This is a genomic window from Pseudomonas sp. Leaf48, assembly GCF_001421885.1.
GTDB lineage: Bacteria > Pseudomonadota > Gammaproteobacteria > Pseudomonadales > Pseudomonadaceae > Aquipseudomonas.
The window spans coordinates 793,463-803,113 of record NZ_LMLH01000028.1; the positions used below are offsets into that span (position 1 = coordinate 793,463).

General features: G+C 61.9%; 8 protein-coding genes. 6 read left to right on the forward strand and 2 right to left on the reverse strand.

What is annotated here, in order from left to right; translation table 11 throughout:
- Positions 1-9: 9 nt before the first annotated feature.
- From ASE98_RS19315 to ASE98_RS19340, 6 genes are all read left to right on the forward strand, one after another.
- On the forward strand, positions 10-933 hold the full coding sequence (locus ASE98_RS19315) for a carbon-nitrogen hydrolase family protein (RefSeq protein WP_060542919.1): 924 nt from the start codon (positions 10-12) through the stop codon (positions 931-933).
- Positions 934-1,067: 134 nt separating this feature from the next.
- A complete protein-coding gene (locus tag ASE98_RS19320; RefSeq protein ID WP_060542920.1) occupies positions 1,068-2,732 on the forward strand; it encodes an AMP-binding protein in 1,665 nt (554 codons plus the stop codon).
- Between the two features lie 16 nt (positions 2,733-2,748).
- Positions 2,749-3,510, forward strand: a complete 762-nt coding sequence (locus ASE98_RS19325) for an SDR family NAD(P)-dependent oxidoreductase (RefSeq protein ID WP_060542921.1) — start codon at positions 2,749-2,751, stop codon at positions 3,508-3,510.
- 12 nt (positions 3,511-3,522) lie between these two features.
- Positions 3,523-4,716, forward strand: coding sequence for an acetyl-CoA C-acyltransferase (locus tag ASE98_RS19330; RefSeq protein ID WP_060542922.1), 1,194 nt, complete (start codon positions 3,523-3,525; stop codon positions 4,714-4,716).
- Between the two features lie 139 nt (positions 4,717-4,855).
- The gene (locus ASE98_RS19335) at positions 4,856-5,983 is read left to right on the forward strand and encodes an acyl-CoA dehydrogenase (RefSeq protein WP_060542923.1); all 1,128 of its coding nucleotides are present in this window, start codon (positions 4,856-4,858) and stop codon (positions 5,981-5,983) included.
- Positions 5,984-5,997: 14 nt separating this feature from the next.
- Positions 5,998-6,771, forward strand: a complete 774-nt coding sequence (locus ASE98_RS19340) for an enoyl-CoA hydratase (protein WP_060542924.1) — start codon at positions 5,998-6,000, stop codon at positions 6,769-6,771.
- 188 nt (positions 6,772-6,959) lie between these two features.
- Here the strand turns inward: ASE98_RS19340 and ASE98_RS19345 are convergent, their stop codons facing one another.
- Positions 6,960-8,111, reverse strand: coding sequence for an acyl-CoA dehydrogenase family protein (locus ASE98_RS19345; RefSeq protein ID WP_060542925.1), 1,152 nt, complete (start codon positions 8,109-8,111; stop codon positions 6,960-6,962).
- A gap of 3 nt (positions 8,112-8,114) precedes the next feature.
- Positions 8,115-9,221: an enoyl-CoA hydratase/isomerase family protein gene (locus tag ASE98_RS19350; RefSeq protein ID WP_060542926.1), complete on the reverse strand. Its 1,107-nt coding sequence runs from the start codon at positions 9,219-9,221 to the stop codon at positions 8,115-8,117.
- Positions 9,222-9,651: the final 430 nt, after the last annotated feature.

Below are 9,651 nucleotides of genomic sequence, written 5' to 3' on the forward strand. Positions count from 1 at the left end.
GTTATCGCGATGCCTAAATCAATCGTTGCCGCCCTGCAAATCGGCGCCTTGCCCGGTGGCAAGGCCGAGACCCTGGAACAGATTCTGTCGTATGAAGCAGCGATCATTGAATCGGCCGCCAGGCTGGTGGTCATGCCCGAAGCGCTGCTCGGCGGTTATCCAAAAGGGGAAGGTTTCGGCACGCAACTGGGCTATCGCCTGCCGGAGGGGCGCGAGGCTTTCGCCCGCTATTTCGCCAACGCCATCGACGTGCCGGGGGTGGAAACCGAGGCGTTGGCCGGGCTGTCAGCGCGCACAGGCGCCAACCTGGTGCTGGGTGTGATCGAGCGGGCGGGCAGCACCTTGTACTGCACCGCGCTGTACTTCGACCCGCAGGCGGGACTGGTGGGCAAACACCGCAAACTGATGCCCACAGGCACCGAGCGGCTGATCTGGGGCAAAGGCGACGGTTCGACTTTGCCGGTGATCGACAGCCAGGTCGGGCGGATCGGCGCGGTGGTGTGCTGGGAGAACATGATGCCGTTGCTGCGCACGGCGATGTACGCCAAGGGTGTTCAAGTGTGGTGCGCACCGACGGTGGACGAGCGCGAGATGTGGCAAGTGAGCATGCGCCATATCGCCCATGAGGGGCGCTGCTTTGTGGTCAGCGCCTGCCAGGTCCAGGCTTCGCCGCAGGCATTGGGCCTGGAGATCGCCAACTGGCCCGCGGACCGGCCATTGATTGCCGGTGGCAGCGTGATCATCGGCCCTATGGGCGATATTCTCGCCGGACCCTTGCGCGATGGGGCCGGGCTGCTGACCGCCGAGATCGACACCGACGACCTGGTGCGGGCCCGTTACGACTACGACGTGGTCGGGCATTACGCGCGCCCGGACGTGTTCGAGTTGACGGTGGACGAACGGGTCAAGCCCGGCGTGCGCTTCGTTTCCTGAGGCTTGGGATTTTGGCCAAAGCAGTCACGCAACTTGAGAACTTTGACCATTGTCCCGGCCATCGCGCAGAGCGAGTATTTGCCTGTTGATTACGGTTCCCCCAACCCTAATAAAAAGACCGAGGGATTCTGGCAATGCGCGATTACTTGTCTGCTTTTTCACAGTTCAACTATCAGCACACCGTCGACGCTACACTCGCCGGCGATCTGAGCGCTCTCAATGCTTGCGTCGAGTGTTGCGACCGGCATGCCTTGCCGGGCCGGATCGCCCTGTTCTGGGAGGGGCGCGACGGCGCCAGCGCCACTTACACCTTCACTGACCTGCAAGACAAAGCCGCGCGCCTGGCCAACTTCCTCCTGGCCCAGGGGGTGAAGAAGGGCGACAAGGTTGCCGGCCTTCTGCCGCGCAATATCGAACTGCTGATCACCGTTTTCGCCACCTGGCGCATTGGTGCGGTGTACCAGCCCCTGTTTACCGCCTTCGGCCCCAAAGCCATCGAACACCGCTTGAACTGCTCTGGCGCCAAGGTCGTGGTCACCGATGCGATCAACCGGCCGAAACTGGCCGAAGTGGCCGACTGCCCGACCATCGTCACCGTGGCCGGTGCCAAGGGGCAGGGCATTGTTCGCGGCGATTACAGTTTCTGGGCCGAACTTGCCAATTATCCCGCAGCCTGTGAGCCGGCGTTACTGACCGGCGAAGATCCGTTCCTGCTGATGTTCACCTCAGGCACCACCGGTCCGTCCAAAGCACTGTCGGTGCCGCTAAAGGCCATCGTCGCCTTCCAGAGCTACACCCGCGACGCCGTGGACTTGCGCCCGGAAGACGCCTTCTGGAACGTTGCCGACCCGGGCTGGGCCTATGGCATCTACTTTGGCGTCACCGGCCCACTGTCGATGGGCCACCCGATCACTTTCTACGATGGCCCGTTCACCCTCGAAAGTACCTGCCGGGTCATCAACAAATACGGCATCACCAATCTCACCGGCTCGCCGACGGCCTATCGCTTGCTAATCGCTGGTGGTGACGAGTTTGCCAAATCGATCAAGGGCAAGCTGCGCATCGTCAGCAGTGCCGGTGAGCCGCTGAACCCGGAAGTGATCCGCTGGTTCGCCGACAACCTCGACGTGGTCATTCACGACCACTACGGCCAGACCGAACTGGGCATGGTGCTGTGCAATCACCACGCCCTTGGGCATCCGATACACATGGGCGCCGCCGGATTCGCCTCACCAGGGCATCGCATCGTGGTGCTGGACGATGACTACAAGGAACTGGGTGTTGGTCAGCCGGGGATTCTGGCCATCGACCGCACTCAATCGCCCATGTGCTGGTTCGCCGGCTACGAAGGCGTACCGACCAAGGCCTTCGTCGGTGACTATTACCTCAGCGGCGACACCGTGGAGTGGAACCCGGACGGCAGCATCAGCTTCGTCGGCCGTAGCGACGACGTCATTACCACCTCCGGTTACCGGGTCGGCCCGTTCGATGTGGAAAGTGCGTTGATCGAACACCCGGCCGTGGTCGAAGCCGCAGTGGTCGGCAAACCCGATCCGGAGCGCACCGAACTGGTCAAGGCCTTCGTCGTGCTCAGTGCGCAATACCGCGCCACCACGGAGCTAGCCGAAGAGTTGCGCCAACACGTGCGCAAGCGTCTGGCAGCCCACTCGTACCCCCGTGAAATCGAATTTGTCAGCGAGTTGCCGAAAACCCCAAGCGGCAAATTGCAGCGCTTTATCTTGCGCAACCAGGAAATCGCCAAGGCTCAAGAGGCTGCGGCGAAGAACGTTTCAGCTTGAATCGAAGGACACAATGATGCAGATCGCAAACAAGGTTTTTATCGTCACCGGCGGTGCTTCCGGCCTCGGTGCGGCCACCGCTGAAATGCTGGTCGCGGCTGGTGCGAAAGTGATGCTGGTGGACATGAATGCCGAAGCGGTGGCCGCCCAGGCCCAGCGCCTGGGCGCGCAAAGCGTGGTGGCCGACATCAGCGATGAAGCGACAGCACAAGCGGCGGTGCAGGCGACGGTCAAGGCGTTTGGCGGACTAAACGGCCTGGTCAACTGCGCCGGCATCGTGCGCGGCGAGAAGATCCTCGGCAAGAATGGTCCACACGCGTTGGGAAGCTTCAGTCAGGTGATCAACGTCAACCTGATCGGCAGCTTCAACATGCTGCGCCTGGCTTCGGCAGCGATTGCCGAAACCGAAGCAGACGCCGATGGCGAGCGCGGCGTGATCATCAACACCGCCTCGGCGGCGGCCTATGACGGCCAGATCGGCCAGGCCGCCTATGCGGCATCCAAAGGCGCGATCGTCAGCCTGACCTTGCCCGCCGCCCGTGAACTGGCGCGCTTCGGCATCCGCGTGATGACCATCGCTCCAGGCATTTTCGAAACGCCGATGATGGCCGGCATGACCCCGGAAGTCCGCGATTCGCTGGCCGCTGGCGTGCCGTTTCCACCACGCCTGGGCAAACCTGCCGAGTATGCCCAACTGGTCCGGCATATCATGGAAAACAGCATGCTCAACGGTGAGGTGATCCGTCTCGACGGCGCCTTGCGCATGGCCGCCAAGTAAAGAGGATTTGTCATGACTATTGCCAACGATCCAATCGTTATCGTCAGCGCCGTACGCACCCCGATGGGCGGTTTCCAGGGCGAACTGAAAAGCCTGACCGCGCCGCAACTCGGTGCGGCGGCCATCAAGGCTGCGGTAGAGCGCGCCGGCGTTGCGCCTGATGCCGTTGAAGAAGTGCTGTTTGGCTGCGTACTGTCCGCCGGGCTCGGTCAGGCGCCGGCGCGTCAGGCTGCCCTGGGCGCCGGGCTGGATAAATCGACCCGCTGCACCACGCTGAACAAAATGTGCGGTTCGGGTATGCAAGCGACCATTCTGGCCCACGACATGCTGCTTGCCGGTAGCGCCGATGTCGTGGTTGCCGGTGGCATGGAAAGCATGTCCAACGCGCCTTACCTGCTGGACCGCGCCCGCAGTGGCTACCGCATGGGCCACGGCCGCGTGCTTGATCACATGTTCCTCGACGGCCTGGAAGACGCCTACGACAAGGGCCGCCTGATGGGCACCTTTGCCGAAGACTGCGCCGAATCCAACGGCTTCAGCCGCCAGGCCCAGGATGAGTTCGCCATTGCCTCGACCACCCGCGCCCAACAGGCGATCAAGGACGGCAGCTTCAAGGACGAGATCGTGCCCTTGACCGTCACCGTCGGCAAAGAGCAGGTGACGATCAGCAATGACGAGCAGCCACCCAAAGCCCGACTGGACAAGATTGCCTCGCTGAAACCGGCATTCCGTGATGGCGGCAGCGTGACGGCGGCCAACTCCAGTTCAATCTCCGACGGCGCGGCGGCACTGGTGCTGATGCGCCGTTCCGAAGCCGACAAGCGTGGCCTCAAGCCGCTGGCGGTGATCCATGGTCACGCGGCATTCGCCGACACTCCGAGCCTGTTCCCGGTGGCGCCGGTGGGCGCAATCCAGAAGCTTCTGAAGAAAACCGGCTGGTCGCTCAATGAAGTCGATCTGGTCGAGGTCAACGAAGCCTTTGCCGTGGTCGGCATGGCCGCGATGACCCATCTGGACATTCCCCACGAGAAACTCAACGTGCATGGCGGCGCCTGCGCCCTTGGCCATCCGATTGGTGCGTCCGGTGCGCGGATCCTCGTGACCCTGCTCTCGGCCCTGCGCCAGAAAGGCTTGAAGCGCGGCGTGGCAGCGGTCTGCATTGGCGGCGGTGAAGCAACGGCCATGGCCGTGGAATGCCTTCACTAAACCAACCTCACCCCTGTGGGAGCCAGCCTGCTGGCGATGACGGTGTGTCATAAAAGTAAGACATTGACTGACACGACGCTATCGCCAGCAGGCTGGCTCCCACAAGGTTCTGCGGCGTACCCAGCTTTAAGGATTCACCATGATCCCCAATGACGAACAACAACAGATTCGCGACGCGGCCCGGGACTTTGCCCAGGAACGGCTCAAGCCCTTCGCCGCCGAGTGGGACCGCGAACACCGCTTCCCCAGGGAAGCCATCGGCGAGATGGCCCAATTGGGTTTCTTCGGCATGCTGGTGCCCGAACAATGGGGCGGTTGCGACACCGGTTACCTGGCCTACGCCATGGCCCTGGAAGAAATCGCCGCGGGCGACGGTGCCTGCTCGACCATCATGAGCGTGCACAACTCGGTGGGTTGCGTACCGATCCTCAATTACGGCACGGACGAGCAGAAAGAGCGTTTCCTCAAGCCATTGGCCAGTGGCGCGATGCTCGGCGCCTTTGCCCTGACCGAACCCCAGGCCGGTTCCGATGCCAGCGGCCTGAAGACCCGTGCGCGCCTGGAAGGCGATCACTACGTGCTCAACGGCTGCAAACAATTCATCACCTCTGGCCAGAATGCCGGGGTGGTGATTGTATTTGCCGTGACTGATCCGGGCGCAGGCAAGCGTGGAATTACCGCGCTGATCGTGCCGACCGATTCGCCCGGCTACAAAGTCGCGCGGGTCGAAGACAAGCTCGGCCAGCACGCATCCGACACCTGCCAGATCCTTTTCGACGACGTGAAGGTGCCTGTGGCCAACCGTTTGGGCGAGGAGGGCGAAGGCTACAAGATCGCCCTGGCCAACCTCGAAGGCGGGCGCGTGGGCATTGCCTCGCAATCGGTGGGCATGGCTCGCGCGGCGTTTGAAGCGGCCCGTGATTACGCCCGTGAGCGCGAGAGCTTCGGCAAGCCGATCATCGAGCATCAGGCCGTGGCGTTCCGCCTGGCGGACATGGCCACCCAGATCGCCGTGGCGCGGCAGATGGTGCACTATGCCGCCGCCCTGCGTGACAGCGGCAAGCCCGCGCTGGTCGAAGCGTCGATGGCCAAGCTGTTCGCGTCCGAAATGGCCGAGAAGGTCTGCTCCTCGGCGTTGCAAACCCTCGGCGGTTACGGTTACCTCAACGACTTCCCGCTGGAGCGCATCTACCGCGACGTGCGGGTGTGTCAGATCTACGAAGGCACCAGCGATATCCAGCGCATGGTCATTTCACGCAATCTTTGAGAAGGGGTCTATTTGTGAGCTACGAAACGATTTTGCTGGAAACCCACGACCGCGTGGGCCTGATTACCCTCAACCGCCCGCAGGCGTTGAACGCGCTGAACGCGCAGATCATCAGCGAACTGAACCACGCCCTCGATGGCCTGGAAGCCGACTCGAACATTGGCTGTATCGTGCTGACCGGCTCGAAAAAAGCCTTCGCCGCCGGGGCCGACATCAAGGAAATGGCCGAGCTGACCTACCCGCAGATCTATCTCGATGACCTGTTCAGCGACAGCGACCGCGTGGCCAACCGGCGCAAGCCGATCATCGCTGCGGTCAATGGTTTCGCCCTTGGTGGTGGTTGTGAACTGGCGCTGATGTGCGATTTCATCCTGGCCGGCGACAACGCCAGATTCGGCCAGCCGGAAATCAACCTCGGCGTGTTGCCGGGCATGGGCGGCACCCAGCGCCTGACTCGCGCCGTGGGCAAGGCCAAGGCCATGGAAATGTGCCTGAGCGGCCGTTTGATCGATGCCGTTGAAGCGGAGCGTTGCGGGATTGTCGCGCGGATCGTACCGAGCGATGAACTGCTGGATGAGGCGATGAAGGTCGCGGCATTGATAGCCAAGAAATCGTTGCCGATTGCGCTGATGGTCAAGGAAAGCGTCAACCGTGCGTTCGAGGTGAGCCTGTCCGAAGGCGTGCGCTTCGAGCGCCGGGTGTTCCATGCAGCGTTCGCGACCCAGGATCAGAAGGAAGGGATGGCGGCGTTCATTGCCAAGCGCGAGGCGCAGTTTCAGGGTAAGTGACGTTTTGGGGTGGACTTTAGCTCCACCCCCTCACCCCAGCCCGCCCCAAGGGGGAGAGGGGAAAGGAAACCGATCTCAAGCTTTTCAGATCCTGACGTCGACTCGGATTTTCAGGTCGATGTAACTCGAAAAAACAACTCGGTCAGTTCCCTCTCCCTCCGGGAGAGGGTTAGGGTGAGGGGATGGCCTCACACCAGATAGTTTTTCAACTCTCGCGCAATCACCATCCGCTGTATCTCGCTCGACCCTTCATAAATCTGCGTGATCCGCGCATCCCGGTAGTATTTCTCCACCGGGTAATCCTCCAGATACCCATACCCGCCATGAATCTGGATTGCGGACGAACACACCTTCTCGGCCATCTCCGAGGCAAACAGCTTGGCCTGTGACGCCTCCGACAGACATGGCTTGCCGGCACTGCGCAAGCGCGCCGCATGCAGAATCAGCAAGCGCGCCGCGTTCAGTTGCATGTGCATATCGGCCAGCAGGTTGGCGATGCTCTGGTGCTCGATGATCGGCTTGTCGAACTGCACGCGATCGCGGGAGTAGGCCAGCGCCGCCTCGAATGCCGCGCGGGCGATGCCCAGGGCCTGGGCAGCGATGCCGATGCGACCGCCTTCGAGGTTGGAAAGGGCAATGGCCAGGCCCTTGCCGCGCTCACCCAGCAGGTTGGCTTCGGGGATCGTGCAATTGTTGAGGGTGACGGCGCAGGTATCGGAAGCGCGAATGCCCATTTTGTGTTCAGTGCGGTCGACGATAAAACCGGCGGTGTCGGTCGGCACCAGGAATGCCGAGATACCACGCTTGCCCAGATCCGGGTCGGTAATCGCAAATACGATGGCCAGCTTGGCGCGCTTGCCATTGCTGACGAACTGTTTGGCGCCATTGATCACCCATTGGCCGTCGCGCAGTTCGGCGCGGGTGCGCAGGTTGTGGGCCTCGGAACCGGCCTGGGGTTCGGTCAGGCAGAAACAGCCGATGGTCTTGCCGCTGGCCAGGTCCGCCAGCCAGGTCTGTTTCTGTTCCAGGGTGCCATAGTTGAATACCGGCCCGCAGCCCACCGAGTTGTGGATGCTCATCAGCGCGCCGGTGGCGCCGTCGCCAGCGGAAATCTCTTCCACTGCCAGGGCGTAGGCGACGTAGTCGACATAGGTACCACCCCATTCCTCGGGCACCACCATGCCCAACAGGCCAAGCTCGCCCATCTTCGCCACCAGGGCGTCATCGATCCAGCCGGCCTTTTCCCAGGCTTGGGCGTGAGGCGCGATTTCGCCGCGGGCAAAGTCCCGTGCCATATCGCGGATCATCACTTGCTCTTCACTCAATTCGATATCGTGCATGGCTCAGCTCCCACTTTGCTCAAAGCCGCTGAAGAAACTCGCGACATGCTCGGCGTCCAGCGCCTGCAGGGTCGGTGGGTTCCAGCGCGGATTCTTGTCTTTGTCGATCAGCAGGGCGCGCACCCCCTCGATCAGGTCGCCGCGCTCGAACCATTGGCGATCCAGATGCAGTTCCAGGGCGAAACATTGCTCAAGGCTCAGGTACCGCCCGCGCCGGAGCATTTCCAGGGTGACCGCCATGGCCAGGGGGGAGCGGGTTTCCAGCAGGTCGGCAGTGGTCAAGGCCCACTCGTGGCTGTCGGCGACCGTCACCTCGCGTAGTTGCTCCACGATACTCGGCACATCGGCCTGGGCGAAGAAGTGGTCGATGGCCGGCCGCAGTGCGCTCAACGGGGCGTCTGGCAGTTGCTGCACGGCGAGCCTGGCCAACAGGCCTTGCAGGTCCTTGAGCGGCGTGTCGCGCCATTCGAGCTTGTCGAGTTGCTCGTCCAGGGTACCGAGTTTGGCGCTCTCCAGATACCAGTCCGCCAGACCGCAATACAGGGCGTCGGCGGCACGGATCTGCACGCCGCTGACGCCCAGGTAGATGCCCAGCTCACCGGGAATGCGCGGCAGGAAATAACTGCCACCGACATCGGGGAAGTAGCCGATGCCGACTTCCGGCATCGCCAGGCGGCTGTTTTCGGTCACTATGCGCAAATCAGCGCCTTGTACCAGACCCATGCCGCCGCCCAGGACAAAACCGTCCATCAACGCCAGCACCGGTTTTGGGTAACGGTGGATCGCCAGGTCGAGGGCGTATTCCTCGACGAAGAAATCCTCGTGCAGGGTGTCGCCGTTTTTGAAGCTGTCATGCAGCGAGCGAATGTCGCCACCGGCGCAGAAGGCTTTTTCGCCGGCGCCGCGCAGGACTACGGCATGCACTTGGGCATCCTGGGCCCAGATGTCGAGCTGGCGATGCAGGTTGCGCACCATGTCCAGGGTCAGGGCGTTGAGGCCGCCGGGACGGTTGAGGGTCAGGTGACCAATGTGGTTGCGAACTTCGGCCAGCACTTCGTTTTGCGTGGCATCCATGAACTGCGCCCCCTTCGATGAAACCTGAGCAGTCATCACTAACTCCCTGCTTTTATTGTTCTTTATAAAGAAGCTCGCGCGCGAGCGATGCCGGATCGTAACAGTGCAAATTTGCCTTGTACAACCCGGATAACTGCAGGTTCTCTATGCAATTTTGCATGGAGGTGGGGTGCCTTTGGCCTGCTTTTGTGCCGGTTGCAGGTAATCCATTGCAGGAGCGAGCCTGCTCGCGATGAGGCCGGCGTATCCGGCATATCCGGCATCGAGGGTGACTGACACACCGCCATCGCTGGCAGGCCAGCTCCCACAGGTGATGGTTGCAGGCCATGACATTTGTGTTCACTGATTATCAAATTGTGGGAGATCAAATGTGGGAGATTCTATGGTTGAGGGGAAGCCCTCAACTGACTTTTGGCTGATATTCGCTTTGTCCTTTCAGCAAGGCGAATACCACCCGAGCAAGCTT